The organism is uncultured Alsobacter sp. (genome assembly GCF_945952055.1).
In the GTDB taxonomy this organism is placed as follows: domain Bacteria; phylum Pseudomonadota; class Alphaproteobacteria; order Rhizobiales; family Beijerinckiaceae; genus Alsobacter.
The window spans coordinates 46,197-62,555 of sequence record NZ_CAMFHB010000008.1; the positions used below are offsets into that span (position 1 = coordinate 46,197).

General features: G+C 68.7%; 23 protein-coding genes. 10 read left to right on the forward strand and 13 right to left on the reverse strand.

Translation table 11 applies throughout. The annotated features are described in order from the left end of the window. Positions 1-3: 3 nt before the first annotated feature. The 13 genes from Q0Q47_RS08270 to Q0Q47_RS08330 form a co-directional block, all read right to left on the reverse strand. The gene (locus tag Q0Q47_RS08270) at positions 4-915 is read right to left on the reverse strand and encodes a hypothetical protein (protein WP_293857236.1); all 912 of its coding nucleotides are present in this window, start codon (positions 913-915) and stop codon (positions 4-6) included. 7 nt (positions 916-922) lie between these two features. Beyond that, positions 923-1,318: a hypothetical protein gene (locus Q0Q47_RS08275; protein ID WP_293857239.1), complete on the reverse strand. Its 396-nt coding sequence runs from the start codon at positions 1,316-1,318 to the stop codon at positions 923-925. Between the two features lie 13 nt (positions 1,319-1,331). Next, positions 1,332-1,616, reverse strand: a complete 285-nt coding sequence (locus Q0Q47_RS08280; protein ID WP_293857242.1) for a hypothetical protein — start codon at positions 1,614-1,616, stop codon at positions 1,332-1,334. A gap of 93 nt (positions 1,617-1,709) precedes the next feature. Beyond that, on the reverse strand, positions 1,710-2,717 hold the full coding sequence (locus Q0Q47_RS08285) for a hypothetical protein (protein ID WP_293857245.1): 1,008 nt from the start codon (positions 2,715-2,717) through the stop codon (positions 1,710-1,712). A 52-nt stretch (positions 2,718-2,769) separates the two neighbouring features. Further along, a complete protein-coding gene (locus tag Q0Q47_RS08290; protein ID WP_293857248.1) occupies positions 2,770-4,086 on the reverse strand; it encodes a hypothetical protein in 1,317 nt (438 codons plus the stop codon). Between the two features lie 10 nt (positions 4,087-4,096). Beyond that, complete coding sequence (locus Q0Q47_RS08295; protein ID WP_293857251.1) at positions 4,097-4,522, reverse strand: hypothetical protein; 426 nt, start codon at positions 4,520-4,522, stop codon at positions 4,097-4,099. A gap of 7 nt (positions 4,523-4,529) precedes the next feature. Beyond that, complete coding sequence (locus Q0Q47_RS08300) at positions 4,530-4,841, reverse strand: hypothetical protein (RefSeq protein ID WP_293857254.1); 312 nt, start codon at positions 4,839-4,841, stop codon at positions 4,530-4,532. Between the two features lie 13 nt (positions 4,842-4,854). Beyond that, positions 4,855-6,186 carry a phage portal protein gene (locus Q0Q47_RS08305; RefSeq protein ID WP_293857257.1) on the reverse strand — a complete coding sequence of 444 codons (1,332 nt, stop codon included), beginning with the start codon at positions 6,184-6,186 and terminating at the stop codon, positions 4,855-4,857. Positions 6,187-6,197: 11 nt separating this feature from the next. Beyond that, entirely contained in the window at positions 6,198-7,739 is a 1,542-nt protein-coding gene (gene terL, locus Q0Q47_RS08310) for a phage terminase large subunit (RefSeq protein ID WP_293857260.1), read from the reverse strand. A 147-nt stretch (positions 7,740-7,886) separates the two neighbouring features. After that, entirely contained in the window at positions 7,887-8,333 is a 447-nt protein-coding gene (locus tag Q0Q47_RS08315; RefSeq protein ID WP_293857263.1) for a helix-turn-helix domain-containing protein, read from the reverse strand. Positions 8,334-8,410: 77 nt separating this feature from the next. Beyond that, positions 8,411-8,923, reverse strand: coding sequence for a hypothetical protein (locus Q0Q47_RS08320; RefSeq protein WP_293857266.1), 513 nt, complete (start codon positions 8,921-8,923; stop codon positions 8,411-8,413). Further along, positions 8,920-9,675, reverse strand: coding sequence for a ParB N-terminal domain-containing protein (locus tag Q0Q47_RS08325; RefSeq protein WP_293857269.1), 756 nt, complete (start codon positions 9,673-9,675; stop codon positions 8,920-8,922). The genes Q0Q47_RS08320 and Q0Q47_RS08325 overlap by 4 nt, the downstream gene beginning before the upstream one ends. After that, a complete protein-coding gene (locus tag Q0Q47_RS08330; protein WP_293857272.1) occupies positions 9,644-11,068 on the reverse strand; it encodes a hypothetical protein in 1,425 nt (474 codons plus the stop codon). Before Q0Q47_RS08330 ends, Q0Q47_RS08325 begins: the two co-directional genes overlap by 32 nt. Positions 11,069-11,168: 100 nt before the next feature. Between Q0Q47_RS08330 and Q0Q47_RS08335 the strand changes: the two genes are divergently transcribed. From Q0Q47_RS08335 to Q0Q47_RS08380, 10 genes are all read left to right on the forward strand, one after another. Continuing rightward, positions 11,169-11,474 carry a hypothetical protein gene (locus Q0Q47_RS08335; RefSeq protein WP_293857274.1) on the forward strand — a complete coding sequence of 102 codons (306 nt, stop codon included), beginning with the start codon at positions 11,169-11,171 and terminating at the stop codon, positions 11,472-11,474. Between the two features lie 28 nt (positions 11,475-11,502). Beyond that, the gene (locus tag Q0Q47_RS08340) at positions 11,503-11,730 is read left to right on the forward strand and encodes a hypothetical protein (protein ID WP_293857277.1); all 228 of its coding nucleotides are present in this window, start codon (positions 11,503-11,505) and stop codon (positions 11,728-11,730) included. A 38-nt stretch (positions 11,731-11,768) separates the two neighbouring features. Next, on the forward strand, positions 11,769-12,308 hold the full coding sequence (locus Q0Q47_RS08345; protein ID WP_293857280.1) for a hypothetical protein: 540 nt from the start codon (positions 11,769-11,771) through the stop codon (positions 12,306-12,308). Next, on the forward strand, positions 12,308-12,625 hold the full coding sequence (locus tag Q0Q47_RS08350; protein WP_293857283.1) for a hypothetical protein: 318 nt from the start codon (positions 12,308-12,310) through the stop codon (positions 12,623-12,625). Before Q0Q47_RS08345 ends, Q0Q47_RS08350 begins: the two co-directional genes overlap by 1 nt. Next, positions 12,622-12,990, forward strand: a complete 369-nt coding sequence (locus Q0Q47_RS08355; RefSeq protein WP_293857286.1) for a VVA0879 family protein — start codon at positions 12,622-12,624, stop codon at positions 12,988-12,990. Before Q0Q47_RS08350 ends, Q0Q47_RS08355 begins: the two co-directional genes overlap by 4 nt. Further along, complete coding sequence (locus Q0Q47_RS08360; protein ID WP_293857289.1) at positions 12,987-13,457, forward strand: hypothetical protein; 471 nt, start codon at positions 12,987-12,989, stop codon at positions 13,455-13,457. The genes Q0Q47_RS08355 and Q0Q47_RS08360 overlap by 4 nt, the downstream gene beginning before the upstream one ends. Further along, positions 13,454-13,702 carry a hypothetical protein gene (locus tag Q0Q47_RS08365; RefSeq protein ID WP_293857292.1) on the forward strand — a complete coding sequence of 83 codons (249 nt, stop codon included), beginning with the start codon at positions 13,454-13,456 and terminating at the stop codon, positions 13,700-13,702. The genes Q0Q47_RS08360 and Q0Q47_RS08365 overlap by 4 nt, the downstream gene beginning before the upstream one ends. A gap of 107 nt (positions 13,703-13,809) precedes the next feature. Beyond that, positions 13,810-14,133 (forward strand): hypothetical protein, encoded by a 324-nt coding sequence (locus Q0Q47_RS08370; protein WP_293857295.1) that lies wholly within the window; start codon positions 13,810-13,812, stop codon positions 14,131-14,133. Positions 14,134-14,165: 32 nt separating this feature from the next. Next, positions 14,166-14,306: a hypothetical protein gene (locus Q0Q47_RS08375; RefSeq protein WP_293857299.1), complete on the forward strand. Its 141-nt coding sequence runs from the start codon at positions 14,166-14,168 to the stop codon at positions 14,304-14,306. An 86-nt stretch (positions 14,307-14,392) separates the two neighbouring features. Continuing rightward, positions 14,393-16,357, forward strand: a complete 1,965-nt coding sequence (locus Q0Q47_RS08380) for a ParB/RepB/Spo0J family partition protein (RefSeq protein ID WP_293857302.1) — start codon at positions 14,393-14,395, stop codon at positions 16,355-16,357. Positions 16,358-16,359 lie beyond the last annotated feature (2 nt).

Here is a 16,359-nt window from a genome sequence, read left to right on the forward strand (position 1 = left end):
CCGTCAGATGAAGGCGCGGATCCGGAAGGGATCGAGGCTGGCCTTGGTGTCGGTGTCGAGCAGCGTGTCGGAGAAGCGCCGGATCTCGGTGTCGCCGGCCCGGTAGAGCTGGATGTTGCCGGAGATCTCGCTGATGCTCTGGAGCTGCGAGACGATCTTGGCCGTGGCCGACTTGACCGCGGCGGGGATCTGGGTGTCGGGGAAGCCCGCCAGGTAGCGGACCTTGGCGTCGGTCCAGGGCGCCAGCATCATGCCGACCGGCAGGAACACCTGGGCGGCCTGCGCGTCGACGCCGCACTGCGTCACGTCGATCGCATTCCAGACCGGCACGCCGCCGACCTGCTGGACCATGGAGATGAGCGCATAGTCGCTGCTCACGCCGTAGAGGCTCTCGGAGCGGCGCGGGTAGCCGTAGCGGCCCATGGCCGACATGACGCGCACCAGCGGGGAGCGCATGACGGGCACGATGTTGCGCCGCGCCGGTAGCACGCGGACCTCGGTGATCGTCAGGCCGAACTCGGCCGTGACGCCCGCGGCGTGGGCATTGACGACCTTGGCGAGGGTCACGGTCGTGCCGGAGACGGCCGACACGATGCAGGCCTCGGCCTTGCCGCTCACCCCGCGCTCGAGGACGATGACATCGCCGACGAGGTCCTGGGTGCAGAGCCAAGCGGGCATGTTCGCCAGCGCGACATTGGTCCCGGCAGCGATGGCGCCTGGAAGGGCCACGGAGGCGGACGGATCCGCTCCGGTCATCCAGCCCGGCGAGCCATCGCTGCCGGCCGTCCACAGCACGCCCTCCGGTCGCCCGATGGCCGCGTCGACGATGACGGAGGCCTGCACGACCTGCTGCGCCGTGGCATTCGGGATGCCGTAGGTCGCATAGTCGCCGGGGGCGAGATAGCTGGAGGGCATGGGGACCTCACGCGGCGTTCATGAGGAACGCGAAGTTGGCGATGGTGGCGACCGACCCGGCCGAGTTCGCGATCTGCACCCGGAAGTAGGCGAAGGGCAGGTTGTCGGTGATGTTGAGGGTCGCCTGCGTGTTCGCGGTGATGGCGACCGACGAGGGCGCGCCCTGCGGCAGAGCGCCGGCCGCGTCGAGGTAGCGGGTGATGGTCAGCGTGCCGGCCTGGTTCATCTTGATCGCGGCGCCGATCGCCTTGAAGCCATCGGCGCACAGGATGCCGCTGTCATAGCTCGAGGACGCGGGGATCGAGGCGCCCGGCGCGACGGCGGCCGGGTAGCACTGGACGACGGGGCCGTATGCCCCCGGTTCCCAGAACCCGGAAAGCTGCTGGCTGGAAACGAAGGGCATAGGGGTCTCCCTGTCAGAAGGCGAGGACGGGCTGCTCGATCTCGGGCTCCGGGTAGAGGAGCGAGGTCTTGCGGGCGAGCTTGGTCTTGAGGAGGTAGCGGCCGATTTCGTCGTCCACCTCGGCGGCCCCGTCGATGAACGTGACGACGAAGTTCAGGGGGCGATTGTTGCTGTCGACCCAGGACGCGGGAACGTCGGTCTCGCCGAACAGCTCCTGGGTGTGGGCGGCCGGGCAGATGCTCATGAGGTGCGTGGGCTGCACCGGGCGGCTGCCGTCGTGGGGAAGATAGACCTTCATGGGGGCGGGGTCCTATCGCAGGCGTTGAACGAAAAAGGCCCCGGCGGTGAAGCCGGGGCCTTCGGTGGGGGTAGGCGTAGGCTCAGTCAGCGATCAGGGCCGCTGGACCGCGACCACCGCGTGAGCGTAGGACGGGGCCTTGGCGATGATCGCGCTGAACTGGATGCCGACGTACTGGCCGAGCAGGTTGGCCAGCAGGCCGAGCTGGAAGATGCGCGGGTTCGGGTTGCCGTCGCCATTGTGGACGAACGGCATCTCGACCTGGCTCTCCGAGAGGATGACCGCGTAGTAGTTCTTGTTGCCGGCGGCCGGGGCGGAGAAGCCATAGGCGGCGCCCGAGCTGGTCGGCACGAACGGCTCGGGGATGATCGGCAGCGGGCCGGCCTGGGTGTTGATCGCCGGGACGGTGACGCCCGGGACGACCTCGACGGTGGCCATGGTGACGTTGCCGGCCTTCGCCTCGCGGTCCAGGTAGTCGCCCAGGATCGGGTTGACGACGATGACCGAGGGGCGGACGGCGTAGGTCACGTTGGCGACCATCGCGGCGACCTGCGCCTTGAGGCCGTCGACGATGGACGCGCCGGGCGCGATGGTCGACTGCAGGGTGATCTGCGTGAGCAGGCCGACATACTGGATGGTGGTGGGCGTCGACAGCGAGGTGTCGTTGCCGCTCCAGATGTTGGAGGCCTGCAGGAGCAGGATCGAGTTGACGATGTCCTGGATGTCCTTCGCCTCGAGCGAGGCGAAGTTGCCCTGCATGCGCGTCACGTCCACGTCGAACAGGGAGAAGTTCGTCTGGTTCGTGAGGGCCTTGATCATGGCCGAGCGCTCGACGCGGGTCGGGCTGGTGGGCGTCGGCGCGATCGTGCGGGGATCCGTGAACGCGGCGGTCGCGATCGCGGTCTGCTCGAAGTAGCGGTGCGGGTGGCCGGTGGCCGGCACCTTGTTGATGCGCTGCAGGACGGGGGACGAGCGGCGGACGAGATCGAGGATCTCGCGCTCGTACATGTTGACCTCGATGGCACCGTTGCCGAGGAAGTCGGCAGCGGCCTGGAGGGTCGCGAACTGCGCCGGCGTACCGGCGATCGAAGAGCCACGCATGGCGGGCGGTCCTTTCAGGTGAGTGCGGTGCGGGCGAGATGACCGGCTGGGATCAGCCGATCAGGCCTTCGCGCGACAGGGCCGTCTTGGCGGCGATGCGCTGCTCGGGGTTGAGGTTCGCCTTGGCGAGGACCTCGTCGAGCTTGGCGACGCTGATCTTCTCGCCATCGGCGAGGCTCAGGTCAGCGCGGGCCAGGATGGCGGTGATCGCCGGCGGCAGCGTCTTGCGCTCGGGAGCCGGGGCGGCCTTGGCGGCGGCAGCCGTCAGGTCCGCGATCTTCGTGTTGAGCGGCGCGACGGCAGCGTCCACGGCGGCCTTGACCGCAGCGGCGATGTCGGCGTCGGTCTTGGCAGCCGGCGCGGCCTGAGCCTGGACCGGGGCAGCCGGGGCACCGCGCAGGCTGGCCGCGGTGGCGCGGAGCTGCGAGGCGGCGTCCTTGAGGCCTTCCTTGTCGAGCTCCGCGGCCTCGGCCTCGAGCTTGTCGGCGCGGGCGAAGCGGGCAGCGGCGGTGGCCGCGGCGGCGTCCTGGGAGGCCTTCACGGCGGCGATGTCGGCCTCGACCTTGTCGAAGCGGGTGCCGAGAGCGCCGATGGCGTCGGCGATTTCCTTGAGATCCATGGGATCATACTCCTGCGTCTCCGCCTTGGAGGCGGCGAGCGAGGTTGAGGTGTAGGCGGCCTTGTCCTTGCGCAGGATCGAGGCGCCGGTGAACACGAGAGCCGTGATGGTCAGAGGGTCGGCCACCGGGTCGGCCACGTAGATGTTCTGGGCCTCGAACGAGAACCCGAGCGCATCCTTGAAGGCGCGAATGGCGTCCGCGGTCTCCGGAAAGTCGGCCGCGTAGATGAAGCCCTCGATGACGATCGCCCCGTCGACGATGTCGGCCCCGGTGATGAGGCCGACCTTGTTCTGGGGGTAGTGCCCGTCGAAGTCGAAGGTGGTGTTGACCGCCATGCCGAGCAGCGAAGGCAGCGCGGCGCGGGCGGCGTCGGAGGACAGGATGATGCGCCGGCCGCCCGACCCGCCAGGAGCGTTGTCGGAGGGCTCGTCGAGGCGCACCAGCACGCCCGAGAAGGGCATGCGGTTGGGGTGGTCGTCGGCCGGAGGCAGCTCCAGCGACATGGCCTGCACGGCCAGCGTCGGGAGGCGGTTCCAGCCGGCGGTGTCGACCTTGTGGGTGGCGGCCGCCGCGAGGATGCGGCGGCGGGCCGTGGCGCGCTCGGCGTCGGACAGGCCCTTGGCGGTGGAGACCGCCGTCCAGGCCATGCCCACGTGCTTGGCGTCGTGCAGCGGCAGGAGGCGCTTGCCGGGCACCGCGAAGGCGTCGGCCGGAAGCGCGTCCCGCTCGGCCTTGGTCAGTCCCGGCATGGCGATCTCCTCACAGGCCGTTGCAGATGCCGTTAATCAGCTCGCGGGCCGGGCCCGTGGCTGCGTCGCGCGCCGAAAGGCAGCAGCGCCGCACGTCGATGAGCGCGTTGTGGACCGTGGTCAGCAGCGCCGCGTTGGCGCTGTCGCCGTCGCTCTCCAGCCCGGCGATGGTCTTGTCGATCAGCGCCAAGAAGCCCGAGGCTTCGGAGGACGACACGGTCTCGCTCGCATCGCTCGTGGTGACGGTGACGTCCGCCCCCTCGGTCGAAGCGCCGGACGTGTCGGCGGCGCCGCCCTCGACGGTCGTGGCCGTCTGGTCCGCAGCGCCCGCGTCGGCGGCCTGCTGCGTGGCCGTGGCCTGGTCGGCGCCGGCCTGGTCGGCGGGGGCCGTGGTGTCGGCCGCCGCAGCGGCCTTGCTCTTGGGCGATCCGCTCATGGATGCCTCACGCGAAGACGGTCACGTCGAACGTGCCGGCTGCCAGGGTGTTGGCGGCCAGACGCGGCGCGAGGTTGACGGTGAAGCCCGTGGTGGTGCGGGCGGAGATCCACCAGGTGCAGTCCTGCCCGGGCGTGACGTGGACGGTGTAGGCCGCCGGCAGCGGCTCGTCGAAGGCGACGGCGGTGGCGACCGACTGGCCCGCGCCGCCGCCGATGGCGTTGGCGACGGCCTTCTTGATGGCGCAGATGAGCCGGTCCTGCTGGGCGAGCGCCTGCGCAGAGCCAGTCATCTCCACCCGCTGGATGGGAAGAGGCATGAGAGGGTTCCTTTCAGTTGCCGAGGGCTCGGCTGTTCGCGCGTTCGGCCTGTTGCGCGGCCTGGTTGGCCGCCTCCTGCGCCACTTGGGCGTTGGCCTCGATCAGGAGCATGTCGGCAAACGGGCTGAGCGACGGCGCCATGCCGTTGAGCGCCCGGTGCTCGTTCGGGGTGATCGCGTTGGAGGCGTAGAGGGTGGCGTAGACGTTGGCCGCCTGCATCTCGTCCTCGCGGTCGAGGCCCAGCCAGGCGAACTCGAGCTGCGAGAAGCCCATGAGCCCCTGCACCGTCTCGCGCGTCAGGTAGGCCGCGATCATGTGGGCCATCGGCTTGATGGCCGACACCCAATCCCGGTCCTCGCCGACTTCGGCGGTGTTCCGGTTCACGTCCCGCTCGACGCCGAGGTTCTGCGGCGACAAATCGAACGCGATGGCGATCTCGCTCTTGAGAAACTCCTGCCATTTCAGGAACAGGGCGTTGTCGCCGTCAGGGAAGAGCTTGAGGACCGAGTAGCCCCTGCCCTTCTCGCCCGAGGACTGCGAGCCGAAGATGGGCATCTGGCCCTGGCCCTCGACCTCGTGACGCCAGTAGTTGCGGAAGGCGGCCAGCGTCTCGGCGCTGGCGCTGTCGCCGATGTCGATCGCGATCGAGGGCCGTGCGTTCGACGCGACGTTGCCGGCGAACTCGCCGACGCCCAGGATGCGGCTGATCGACTGGAAGGCCACCTCCAGCGGCCCGAGCCCGAACGGCGAGGCCGTCGAGGGGTTGGGCTTGAGGTAGATCAGCTCGTCGGAGCGCAGCAGGATCGACTTGCCGGCCGTGTAGGCCGCGTTGTAGCCGATGGTCTGCTGGTAGCGCGCCTCGTTCGGATCGCCGGTCCAGGCCGGGAAGAGCTGGATCGACAGGCCGTCGACCGGCCACATCCAGAGCGGCCGGATGGGATCGCCGCCCAGGCGCTGCTCGATGGCGCCGGCGCCGCAGCAGATGTCCTCGATCACCTGCTCGATGAGGCTGTGGAAGCTGTCATCGTTGTTGGGGTTGCGCAGGCAGCCGGTGAGGAGGTCGATCTGGCGCTGCAGCTCGGGGTTGACGTCGATGCCCTTGACCGGCCGGATCTCCCAATCGAGCAGCTTGATCGGGTTCTTGAGCGCGTTGATGGCGCGCCGCGCGTAGGGCGTGCGGGAGAAGGCCCGCAGGTTGCGGGGCGTGGGCTTGAAGGCGGCGCGCTTCTGGTTGATCGGGCCGAGGCCGACCTGGTTGAAGAGCGGGTAGGCCGAGGTGTCGCGCTCGGGCGCAGCGCGGCGCCGGCCAGCGCCTCGCCGCTTGAAGAAGTCGAGGATTGCCATGAGCGGTCCTGTCAGCCGAACAGAGGTTTGCGTGAAGGCGCCGCGAGGGCGTTGTAGGCGTCGGAGGTCGCGTCCACCTGGTCGTCGTGGCGCCCCTTCGGGAACACCTTGAGCTCGTCGAGGTAGTCGCGGTTCCAGGGCCCTTCGAGCAGCCGCACGTTGCCGGCCTCGGCCTGCGCCGAGAACGGCCGCGCACGGACGTCCTTCGCGCCGGTCGGGGCGACGATGCGCACGTCGAAGCCGGCCAGCAGGCGGACCAGCGACTGCGCCCAGGCCTTGCCGGCGGCGCCGGGGTCCTGCGGCAGCGTGATGGTCACGTCGTAGCCGTCGGTGATGGCGGTCTGCTTCATGACCGCCTCGACCTCGAGCGCGGTGCCGCGCAGGCGCACGACGTGCTCGACGGTGACGAAGCCCAGCGCGTCGATGGCCAGCAGCGCGCCGACCGTCCAGTCGGGATCGGTGCCCTGCTTTTCCTCCGAGCTGGCGAGGTCCCACGCGCGGACGCGGCGCACCGGGACCGGCGCGGCCTTGATGATCGGGAACCAGGCGAGCTTGAAGAAGCCGCCCTCGCGCGGCGCCGGGCGCTGCTGCACCTGGCCGGCGAAGGCGTAGGAGCCGAGCCGGGTGAGCCACTCGCCCAGCACGGTCGCGGGGTAGCGCTCAGGCCACAGCGGCTCGCCCTCGACGGTGCGAGGGTCGGCCCAGAGCTTGCCCTTGTCGGCGCCGTAGCGGTGCCTGACGGTCGTGGTGACGGGCGTCGGGTGCTTCGTCTCGTACTCGCCCGGCAGGCACAGATGCGTCCAGCCGGTCTCGCTGGCCAGGATGTGGCCGCACATGTCGTTCTCGTGGACGCGCTGCATGATCACGATGAACGCGCCGTTGATCGCGTCGTTGAGACGGGTCGGGACGGCCTCGGTCCACCAGGTCAGCACCGCCTGGCGCTGCACGTCGCTCTCGGTGTTGACCACGTTGTGCGGGTCGTCGATCACGAAGATGTCGGCGCCGTGGCCGGTCAGCACGCCGTCCGAGGACGTGGCCAGGCGCGCGCCGCCGCGCGTGTTCTCGTAGTAGGTCTTGGTGTTCTGGTCGGCCGCGAAGGTGACGCGGCCGAGACCGCCCGGGCCGTTGCCCCAGTTGTTCTGGTACCACTCGCTGTCCATCAGGCGACGCGCCTTGACGTTGTCGCGGATGGTCAGGTCCTTGTTGTAGGACGCGAAGATGAACTTCACGCCCGGGCCGCGCCAGGTGCCCGGCCGGATCGGCAGGTTGTGGCCGACCTTGTCGGGATCGGGGTTCTGCGCCCAGCTCCAGGCCGGGAAGAACACGCCCGCGCCCAGCGACTTCATGTGCCGCGGCGGGATGTTGATGATGAGCCGCTTGATCTCCCGGTCGGCCACGGCCGCCAGGTGATCGGTGATCGCGTCAACGTGCCAGTTCGACGCGAACGGGTTCGTCTCGACATGGCGCCAGCCCTGCCGGATGAACTCGGGCAGGTGCTGCTCGGCCTGGACGCGCCGCATCTGGCGCAGCTGCTCGTCGAGCATCCCGGCCATCAGATGCCCCGCGAGTCCACTTTGCCGCCTTGTTCGTCAGAACGAACGGGCTTGTTGCGCTTTTCGGCGTCGAGGCGGTTCCAGTGTGGTCTCCCCAACTAGGCGATACGACCACACCCGCGGACTGAAATACCGGACGATGCGGCATCACTCCGCAGGCGCGGCGTCGGCGGCCTGCCGCTCCAGGTCCGCGATGATCGCGGCCTGCGTCTCGGCGGACAGCGAGGCGAACATGCTCTCGTCGAAGCCGGGCGCGCCGACGACGGCCACCGGCACCGCGCCGCCGTTCGGGCCGGTCTGCTCGACCCGCTCGGTGTAGCCCCGGTGCTTGCCCTGCGTGCGCAGGTAGAAGCGGATCTGGTCCTTGTCGCCGTCGCGGATCTGGCCGAGCAGCTTGGCCTCGGCGAGGTCGATGACCTCTTCCTTGATGTTGGCCACGGCCTCGCGCAGCGCGGCGTCGTCGTTGATCCAGCGGTGCAGCGTGACGCGGTGGATGTTGAGCTTCTGAGCCGCGACGGCGAGGACGCCGCCGGACGCCTCGAGCGCCGCGATGACGGTGGCGGTCGGGTGCTTGCGGTCGGAGGGAGATGCCATGGTTCACGTGCGTGCGCGCGACTGTTGCACGCGCAGCGCCTCCTCTGCGGCCTTCGAAGCGGCCAATGGGCGGGATTTCAGGGGGTTTTTGCGGTTTCGGCAGGGGCGCCGAAGCGGACGAAGAAGGGCGGCACGTAGAAGTGGCCCGGGTAGGCGAGCTTCATGCGCTTGCCGTTCAGCAGCTCGATGAAGCGGTGCATTCCGGCCTCGTCGAGGTGGTAGAAGTAGAACTTGCTCGTCTCGGTCGGGCCCTCGGGCGAGGGGTTCACCCAATGGGGGCCGTCGCCGTAGGGCTTCCACCCGTACTGTTCGCACACCTCGGGGGTCGCCTCGATCCAGTCCGACGCCACCTGGAAATTCGCACTGGACCGGATGGTCATCTGGCCCGCGAGCGGGTTGGGGTGCCTGACGTAGACCTTGTAGTTCTTGTCGGTCGGGACGAGCTCGTTGCCGGCCTCGACGCACTCGAAGAACCGCTCGGGCGTCATGGAGCCGCAGTAGGAGCAGGTGCCGTTGTCGCGCCAGGTGGCGGGGCCGCCCAGGTAGAAGCCATCGGCCTTCTGGCGCGGGCAGATCGTCTCGGCGGTCATGCGGCTTCCCTCTTGCTGGGCTTCGCGTCGGCCTCGGCCTTGGCCTGCTCGCCCTCGATCTGGTCGAGGCGTTCGGTGGCCAGCTCGATGAGGGCGCCGATGGCGATGGCGTCGTTGGTGATGTCGAGGACGTCCTTGGTGCGGATGAGCGTGCCGAAGAAGGCCTCGTAGTCGGCGTAGCGGGCGTGGATGACCTTGGCCTTCTTCGCCCGCTCGGCCAGCTTCTCGAACTGCGCCAGGAACTCCTGTTTGTCCTCGGGCAGGAACGAGAGCAGGACCTCCTCGTATTTCGGCATCCCGATGCGCAGCTTTTCGAGGTCGGGATCCTGCAGGAGCCCGAGATCGGTGTCGGTGATGCCGGTGTAGCGCTGCTCGAGGACGTCGAGGCTCTCGTAGAGCTCGCGCAGGAGGTTCGGGTCGTCCTGGCCGACGAGGGCGTTCTGGGCCAGCTGGATCGCCACCTGGCGCTCGGCGGGCAGCTCGCCCACGATCTTCATGACCTGGATGGTGGCCAGGCCGGCGGCGATCGAGGCCTTCGTGCGGTGGTTGCCGGAGAGGACCTTGAGGCGCCCGCCGTCCATGATGACGAGGGGCAGCGAGGTCAGGCAGCCGTCGCGCCGGAGGTTGTCGACGAGCGTCTTGAACTGGCGCTCGGGCATGAACCGCGCGTTCCTCTCCAGCAGGTAGAGGTCGCGCGGGTCGACGGTGATGATCTCGGTCTCAAGCTGCTGCGTCTGGGGCTGATTTTGCATAGCTCGTGGTGACCTTGCGGGTGCGGTCGTCCTTGAAGTGGCGCTTCCACCACTCGGCATAGATGGCCTGGACGTCCGCGGTTCTGGGGGCGGAGGCGTAGTTGACGATGAACTTGGATCCGGACCGCTCCTCCGGGCCCGGTTCCTTGCGGCCGATGACCTCGTAGATGCCCCGGTATTTCATGCTCACCGGGTTGTTCGAGCGCACCGTCGTGACGACGGCCTGCACGGGGCGGTGGGTCAGCCGCTTCTGGGCGGTGTGGAGCACCAGCTCGCTGGTGGCGAGCATGGCGATCAGCTTGGAGATGCGGCCGAAGCGCGTCGTCGCGGTGTCGGAAAGCAGGTAGACGTACTCGCCCTTCTTGTAGGGGCCGATGTTCGACTTCGGCGGCGAGAACGACAGGATGCCGGCCAGCATATCGTCGAGGTAGATCAGGAAGTTGAGCGGCGCCGAGGTCCAGGCGATCGTCTCTTGCAGGTAGAGGCTCTTGATGTAGTCGGCATAGCCCGCCTTGACGCGGGCGATCTCGACTTTCGTGCCCGGGCCGAGGCGGCCGATGTCCACCGCCTTGAAGGCGAACGGCGTGCCGCGCTCGGTCGAGTTCCGGTCGACCGTGGAGGCCTTGCCGGCCCGGCCATAGACATAGAACGGTGGCTTCATGCCGAGCCGGTGGTAGGCCAGCAGCTTGCCGTTCTCGATGCGGTCCTTGTAGGCGGCGACGTAGGGCACGCCCGATGCGTCGATCTTGTCGATCAGCTCGGGGAAGTCGTCGGGATCCCACATCCGATAGGTGGGCGGGGTCCACTCGACGTTCTCGTTGATGAACCGGTACCAGCTCTCGTACCAGCCCTCGATGAAGGGCGCCGAGACGACGATGCCGGCGCCGGTCTCCATCGCCTTGTCGAGGTGGTCGCGGAAGTCGCCGGCGTAGTAGCTGTCGAGGCGCACGCCGGCGACCAGGGCCGCGGCCTTCGCCCGGCACAGCGCCACGTAGTCGTCGAAGCGGTTCTCGTAGTAGGCCCAATGCCGCTCGGCGTAGCGGCTCGGGCCGTTGAACATGCGGCCGAGGAAGAGGCCGAGGATGAGGGCGCCGACGCGGTCGGCATAGCCCTTGCCGGCCAGGCGCTCCTCGTAGCCGGCGAGCTTGCCCTTGAACGTGAAGGGCAGCGGCTCGCCGCGCACCAGGCCCGCCAGGGCTCCCGACAGGATCGACACGTCGTTGCCGTGGAGCCGGATCGCGGGGTTGGCGCGGCCGATGGCGCTCTCGAACGAGAACATGCCCGAGCAGCCGACATAGGCCTCCGGCCAGGTCGAGAAGTCGATGGAGCGCAGGATCTGCGCGAGGCAGACCGGCGGGATCGAGCCGTTGAAGATCTCGTTCGTCTTGAACATGGGCGGCGCTTTTCTGGGGCTGGAAGGCGCTTTTTTCTGTACGTATTGCTTATTTCTGCTAGTCTGAATGTATCGAGTTCACCAGCCGCGAGAGACGCCGATGACCACCCACCGCATGCTCCAGAGCGACCTGACGGCCGAAGCCCTGCGCTGCGCTCACACGTTCCAGCTCCAGACCCTGGCCCAGATGCTCCAGGGCGGCTGGGTGGTGAAGTCGGTTCGCCGGCAGGGCGGCGTCACGGTCATCACCGTCGATCACCCGCACGGCGGGTTCGGGCTGATCGCCCCGAACGGCATGTTCCAGCGCCCGCTCAAGGGCTCGAAGTCCGTCACGTGGTGCTGGAGCAAGATGGCCGATCTGGCGAAGGCCACGGTGCCGTTCTGCAACGCGCCGAAGGCCGCCTGATCCTCACATTCCACGGCAGGAGCCGATCATGCTGACCCCCTCTCAGATCCGCTGGGCGGCCTCTCACGACTGGTTCGTTGCCGCCACGAAGGCCGGCGACGGCCGCGACGGCGTGACCGTCCTTGAGGTCGCTGTGTACGCGCCGGGGGTCACCCCTGACGACACCGTCCGGTTCACCGAGGAGGGCCGGGCCGTCACCGAGCGGACGATGGACTTCTTCGACTACCCCAGCCTGCGCGATTGGGCGGGCTACTGACCACCCCACCACCCCTCCCCTACCACGGAGACAGAGCCATGAAGCTCACAGACATCGGTCGAGTGCAGCAGCTCGCCAACGCACGAAACGACGCGGTCCGACTCCATGCCGAAGTACGCGCCGGGCACGGCCTCAGGATCGCGCTAAACGGCATCTGGCTGGACACCGGCATCGTCACGCACTGCCGGCCAGTCGTGCTCGCCTACTTCCGCGAGCAGGTCGAGGTAGCCGAGCGCGGCCTGCGCGAGCTGGGCATCGAGGTCGAGCCCGCCTTGCCGCCCGCCGGGCCGATCGCCATCCAGGCGCTGCGCGAGCGCGGCTACGCAATCCAGCAGACCGGCGGCGGCTGCACGGCGTGGGTCAAGAGGATCGACCGCGAGGACGTCGTCGTGACCGATCTCAGCGGGACGCACGAAGCCACGCCCGACGACTGGATCGTCGGCCGCTACCCGGCTGACGACTGGGGCAGCAACCGGATGTTCTGCATCACCTCCGACGAGGCGAACGCCGAGCGCGGCCTGTTTGCCACCCTCGACCTCGTCGAGAGCCGCACCGTGGCCGAACTGAGGGACATGTGATGGCAACCGCCCTGCCCCTGCGTTGGCTGGAAGCCGACAGCGACCACGACAGCCTCGATGTGCGCTGCCACGAGCTGACCATCTGCGATGCGCTCCACAGCGACATCGCGAACGTCCACCACGACGAGAACGCCACCGGGCCCAAGCAGACCTTCGAGGAGGCCTGCGCCTACGCCAGGTTGTTCGTGGCGGCGCCCGAGCTGCTTGCGGCGGTAAAGCTGGCGAAGGAAGAGATCGAGTACGAACTCTGCGGGCGCCGTTCACCGGCTCTCGACGCCATCGACGTCGCCCTTGCCAAGCTGGAGGGCCGGTCGTGAGACAGATTACCGTCGACCAGTTCCGCGCCGAGCTCGTCGCCCAAGGCGTCAGCAGCCACGAGCACTTCGCGTTCCGCTGCCCGATGTGCGGCACGATCCAGTCCGGCCAGGATCTCATCAAGGCCGGCGCCGGCAAGACCTTCGCGGAGGTCGAACGCTACATCGCCTTCTCCTGCGTCGGTCGCTGGACCGGCGCGGGAGCGCCACGCAAGAAGCCGGACGGCAAGCCGTGCGACTGGACGCTCGGCGGGCTGTTCGCCCTGCACAAGCTGGAGGTCGTCACGCCTGAGGGCCAGACCTGCCCGCGGTTCGAGCCTGCCACGCCCGAAGAGGCGCAGGCGCACGAGAAAGGCCAGATGCCATGATCGCCTCGATCTCTTTTGACTGGTCGAGCATCGACCGCGTGAAGTCCTTCACCCGCGAGCAGTACGCCCAGCTCAGGGAAGTCCTGCCCGCGATGGACGAGTGGCAGGAGGGCAAGGAGAGCGCGCCCCCGTTCTACATGCACCGCGACACGCTCATCGATCTTGCGACCGATGGGCCCACCCTGGCCAAGCTCGGCCTGCCGTTCACCGTGAAGCGCTTCAAGGGCGCCTATTTCGCCGACAAGCGGCCCGAGGCCGGATCGACCGTCAACATCCAGATCGCGATCCCGGCCATCGGCCTGCTCGCGATGGACGAGGTCATGGTGCTCGAGGACGCCTGCACGGACATCCTGCGGGGCCATCTGGAGGACGGCTGGCGGATCATCGCGGTCTGCCCGCCCGACGCGCAGCGCCGGCCCGACTACGTGCTCGGGCGCTCGTCGGCGGGACGGGAGGGCAAGCGATGATGCAGGGCCCCGAATGGTGGCGCGAGGCCGAGAACGATCTCGACATGCTCCACGGTCGCGGCCGGCACGCGCACCCCGGCAACGTCTGCTGGAACGACGGGATCTACGCCAGGTCGCTGGAGCAGAAGTGGCACATGCGGCTCCCCGACCTGGAGAAGCGGATCGCGGACGCGAAGATCCGGCCCGCGCTCGACGACCCCGACCTGGACGCGAAGGTCCAGGCCTTCGTCGAAGGCCGGTCCTGACAGCGAGGCGGCGCGATTTTCATCGTGCCGCCTTTGCTTTTTTCTGTACGTCTCGCTTATTTCTGGTAGATTGAAGGCATCGGATTTCCCTACCACGGAGACGAGCGATGACCCACCCCACCTTCACCTTCCTGACCGAAACCGGCCGCTACGACCGCGCGGCGATCATGCGTGCCGCATGGGCGCGGGTGAAGGCCGCCCCGAACAACAACCGGGCCCGGCGCCTGTCGATGGCCCTGGGTCTGATCTGGGCGCAGGCGAAGGACCAGCGCGAGCAGTTCGGCCTCAACGCGGCCGAGCGCGAGCTGCACGACGCCCGCACCGCGCTGGCGGCAGCCGACCTCATGCACGACAGCACCCGCGACTGGCGCGCTGCCCGCTCGGCCGCGGAGGCCCGGATCGCGGCCCTGAGCGCCCCAAAGCAGGGCTGATGACTGCTTTTTTCTGCAACAGGAGACGACCGATGTTCGTGACCTACTCCGGTACCCGCGACGGGCGCCATTGGGGCCGCTGGCTCGACGACCTCTGGATGGCCTCGGCCAGCCACCCGGTGTCCAGCTGCTGCTGGATGATCCCCGGCACCGCCGACCCGAACGAGGACTGAGCGCGCTTGCCGCCCTCCATCGGGTCGCTCCGCGCGGCCCGATCCGGGGATGCACCTGCGCTCCCGCCCCTCCACAGGAGAGATCCATGATCAAGACCGCGAATGCCAAACCGGCGCCGAAGGCGAAGGCCAAGCCGCCGAAGGTCGACAAGCCGAAGGTCGAATTCACTCCGGCGCCGACCGGGCCGACCACCCTGCCGCTCTGGCAGATCCGGTCGGGCCACGACGACAACGAAGTCACGATCAACGTCCGCCAGATCGGGCGCGGCGAGGGCATCGCCGGCCTTGCGGCCAGCATCGAGACCCACGGCCTCATCCAGCCGCTCCTGGTGCGCCAGCTCGCGCACGAGAACTTCCAGGTCGTGGACGGCAACCGCCGCTTCACCGCGCTGCTCGACATGCGCTCGCGCGACGTGATCCCTCACGACTTCCCCGTGCCGGTGCTGGTCCGCGACCTGAGCGACGAGTACGCCCGCGAACGGTCGCTGGCCGCCAACGTGGTGCGTCTCCAGATGCACGGCGCCGACGAGGTCGAGGCCTTCCTGCGCCTGGCCCAGCAGGGCTTGAACACGGCCGAGATCGCCAACCGGTTCGGCATCCTTGAGAGCCAGGTGGTCCAGCGCCTCGCGCTGGCCAGCGTGGCCCCCGAGGTCATGGCGGCATGGCGCGCCGGCCAGATCACGCTGGAGCACGTCAAGGCCTTCACCCTGCGCGACGACCACGACCGGCACCGAGAGCTGCTCGAAACCGTGCTCAAGTCCCACAAGACCGCGTGGAGCTACGAGCCACGCTGGATCCGCGAGCAGATCACCGACGAGGCCGTGCCCACGACCGACCGGCGCGTGCGCATGATCGGCGGCATCGAGGTCTACACCGAGGCCGGCGGCACGATCACCTCCGACCTGTTCGGCGACAAGGCCTGGATCGAGGACGTGGCGCTGCTCGACAAGCTGGCCGACCAGAAGATCGCGGCCGTGATCGCCGAAGTCCGCGCCGAAGGCTGGAAAGAGGTCCTGACGGACCATCCGAGCTGGTGGTGGAGCCGCGACCGGATCAAGTCGTCCGAGGCGCCCCCGGAACCGGAAGAGCTGGTAACCCTGCGCGACGAGGTCCAGAAGCTCGAAGACGAGTGCGAAGGCTTCTACCAGGACGAAGGCGTCGAGACGGACGACGACGGCGATCCGATCCTCACCCCCGAGCAAAAGGCGCTCGAGGACAAGATCCAGCAGCTCCAGATGCGGATCCGCACGCTGGAGGCGGAGCACGCCAAGGCAACGGCCGAGGTGCAGTTCACGGCGGCCGACAAGGCCAGCGCGATGGCGTGCGTCAAGGTCGGCTACAACGGCGAGATCGAGATCGAACGCGGGTTCCGCGAGCCGGCGCCCCGCGAGGGCGACAGCGGTGGTTTCGGCAGCAAGCCGAAGGTCGCGCCCGAGGAGGCCGATCTCAGCCAGGCCATGCGTGACGACCTCCAGCGCGTCATGACCAACGCCTTGCAGCACGCGGCGCTCGACAACCAGCGCGTCACGCTGGCGATGCTGGCGGCCACCATGGCCCACAAGGCCCATTCGCTGGGCGGCGGCACGCAGCCGATGCGCATCACGCTGACGCAGCCGGCAAACAGCCAGGACGCCGGGATCGTGGAGAAGCGGTCGGCACTGCCGCAGGGCAGCTACGCCGAGCTGCTGGAGATGTTCCTGTCGGGCTCGCCGAAGGCCTCGATCGACGCGATCGCCGCGTGCGCCGCGCTCGTCATCGATGTGACCGGGATCACCTCGACATGGCAGGGCGCGCTGCAGGACGCGGACGTGAAGGCGGTGCGCAACGCGCTCGCGCCCGACGTCCGCAAGACCTGGACCCCGACCGTGGAGAACTTCTTCGGCCGCGTCGGCAAGTCGGTCATCCTCGACGCGATCAAGGACATGGGCGGGACCGCGGACGCGAGCGGCAAGAAGGCCGACCTCGCCGCCACGGCCGCCGCGCTGGCGGCCGAGAGCAACTGGCTCCCGCCGGCCCTGCGGACCTCGACCTACGCCGGCCCGAAGGCCTGAAC

Excerpts from the sequence above, each read along its gene's own strand:
- Q0Q47_RS08270 (WP_293857236.1), bottom strand. The coding sequence starts at position 915 with ATGCCCTCCAGCTATCTCGCCCCCGGCGACTATGCGACCTACGGCATC.
- Q0Q47_RS08335 (WP_293857274.1), top strand. The coding sequence starts at position 11,169 with ATGACCACCCACCGCATGCTCCAGAGCGACCTGACGGCCGAAGCCCTG.
- Q0Q47_RS08340 (WP_293857277.1), top strand. The coding sequence starts at position 11,503 with ATGCTGACCCCCTCTCAGATCCGCTGGGCGGCCTCTCACGACTGGTTC.
- Q0Q47_RS08295 (WP_293857251.1), bottom strand. The coding sequence starts at position 4,522 with ATGAGCGGATCGCCCAAGAGCAAGGCCGCTGCGGCGGCCGACACCACG.
- Q0Q47_RS08365 (WP_293857292.1), top strand. The coding sequence starts at position 13,454 with ATGATGCAGGGCCCCGAATGGTGGCGCGAGGCCGAGAACGATCTCGAC.
- Q0Q47_RS08280 (WP_293857242.1), bottom strand. The coding sequence starts at position 1,616 with ATGAAGGTCTATCTTCCCCACGACGGCAGCCGCCCGGTGCAGCCCACG.
- Q0Q47_RS08345 (WP_293857280.1), top strand. The coding sequence starts at position 11,769 with ATGAAGCTCACAGACATCGGTCGAGTGCAGCAGCTCGCCAACGCACGA.
- Q0Q47_RS08300 (WP_293857254.1), bottom strand. The coding sequence starts at position 4,841 with ATGCCTCTTCCCATCCAGCGGGTGGAGATGACTGGCTCTGCGCAGGCG.
- Q0Q47_RS08315 (WP_293857263.1), bottom strand. The coding sequence starts at position 8,333 with ATGGCATCTCCCTCCGACCGCAAGCACCCGACCGCCACCGTCATCGCG.
- Q0Q47_RS08275 (WP_293857239.1), bottom strand. The coding sequence starts at position 1,318 with ATGCCCTTCGTTTCCAGCCAGCAGCTTTCCGGGTTCTGGGAACCGGGG.
- Q0Q47_RS08350 (WP_293857283.1), top strand. The coding sequence starts at position 12,308 with ATGGCAACCGCCCTGCCCCTGCGTTGGCTGGAAGCCGACAGCGACCAC.
- Q0Q47_RS08330 (WP_293857272.1), bottom strand. The coding sequence starts at position 11,068 with ATGTTCAAGACGAACGAGATCTTCAACGGCTCGATCCCGCCGGTCTGC.
- Q0Q47_RS08375 (WP_293857299.1), top strand. The coding sequence starts at position 14,166 with ATGTTCGTGACCTACTCCGGTACCCGCGACGGGCGCCATTGGGGCCGC.
- Q0Q47_RS08370 (WP_293857295.1), top strand. The coding sequence starts at position 13,810 with ATGACCCACCCCACCTTCACCTTCCTGACCGAAACCGGCCGCTACGAC.
- terL (WP_293857260.1), bottom strand. The coding sequence starts at position 7,739 with ATGGCCGGGATGCTCGACGAGCAGCTGCGCCAGATGCGGCGCGTCCAG.
- Q0Q47_RS08290 (WP_293857248.1), bottom strand. The coding sequence starts at position 4,086 with ATGCCGGGACTGACCAAGGCCGAGCGGGACGCGCTTCCGGCCGACGCC.
- Q0Q47_RS08285 (WP_293857245.1), bottom strand. The coding sequence starts at position 2,717 with ATGCGTGGCTCTTCGATCGCCGGTACGCCGGCGCAGTTCGCGACCCTC.
- Q0Q47_RS08325 (WP_293857269.1), bottom strand. The coding sequence starts at position 9,675 with ATGCAAAATCAGCCCCAGACGCAGCAGCTTGAGACCGAGATCATCACC.
- Q0Q47_RS08320 (WP_293857266.1), bottom strand. The coding sequence starts at position 8,923 with ATGACCGCCGAGACGATCTGCCCGCGCCAGAAGGCCGATGGCTTCTAC.
- Q0Q47_RS08380 (WP_293857302.1), top strand. The coding sequence starts at position 14,393 with ATGATCAAGACCGCGAATGCCAAACCGGCGCCGAAGGCGAAGGCCAAG.
- Q0Q47_RS08305 (WP_293857257.1), bottom strand. The coding sequence starts at position 6,186 with ATGGCAATCCTCGACTTCTTCAAGCGGCGAGGCGCTGGCCGGCGCCGC.
- Q0Q47_RS08360 (WP_293857289.1), top strand. The coding sequence starts at position 12,987 with ATGATCGCCTCGATCTCTTTTGACTGGTCGAGCATCGACCGCGTGAAG.